General features: G+C 31.7%; 1 protein-coding gene. It reads left to right on the top strand.

Annotated features, from left to right (window positions below; genetic code table 11):
- A partial coding sequence (locus AC27IT_RS27695; protein WP_487092250.1) for a DUF2178 domain-containing protein occupies positions 1-339 on the top strand: 339 nt, incomplete at its 5' end.
- Between the last annotated feature and the right edge of the window lie 592 nt (positions 340-931).

Below are 931 nucleotides of genomic sequence, written 5' to 3'. Positions count from 1 at the left end.
AAAATAGAAAATGCCATTTTTACTCCTTTGAGAACCTGGACTGAACAATCAAATAGTAACTGGAATATGCTTATTTGTATTGGATTTATATCGCTTATAGTAGGAGCAGTTTTAATATATGTTTTTCAAAAGAAAATGGGTATGAGTGTGTCTGACGAAAGAACAAGTCAAATCGGTTTAAAAAGTGCCCTCGTTGTACTGTATGGAGTCATTTTGTGCGACTTGATTTTTCCAAAAGAATATATGTGGCAAATTTTCTTCTTATTTAAATATTCCATTGCATTCATTGCTTCAGGTATATATCTTGCTGTTCGATATAAAAGGGATTTTTTAAACTAGAGAATGACGCAGATTTGCCAGCAGTAAAAAAGTCATAGAAGGCTATACATTTCTTTGGCTTTAGTGTTTTAACTATAATTTTCTTACAACAACCTTATTAACTTCATGACAATCCTACTCTTATTTTTATGGTCGTCTTTAAACGAATAAGATTGATACATTCCTATAGACCAACTACCATTCATTCTCTTTCTTTAGTGCTCAACATTTCAGACATTCAATTATAGTAGACCATTGGTTACGTTTTATAAAATGAAATAGATGATGGTCAATAACTAAATCATATTCATCATTAAATTTATAGTTAACTATATTCTCTACCCAGACGAGTGTGTCTCTACAGAAAAATATAGTGTTTACCGGAAAAGTATACTATAATTCATAGTAAAACAGATTCTATATTAAATTTCTCGTAAAAGCTGCCTTATCTGACAAACCGAGGCGGCTTTTACGTTTTTTATTTAAAAGGAGTATGACTATGAACAAGTATGATGAAATAGATTTTGAAAAGATCGCGCTTCGTATGCAGAAGCAAGTGGAAACAGACTCAAACAACGTACAGCTAAGAAAGGATGGGGTGATGGAAATAAGA

This window comes from Brevibacillus sp. YAE8, assembly GCF_057543335.1.
The sequence above is the reverse complement of the archived record's forward strand: the minus strand, read 5'-3'. Positions and strand labels throughout refer to the sequence as shown.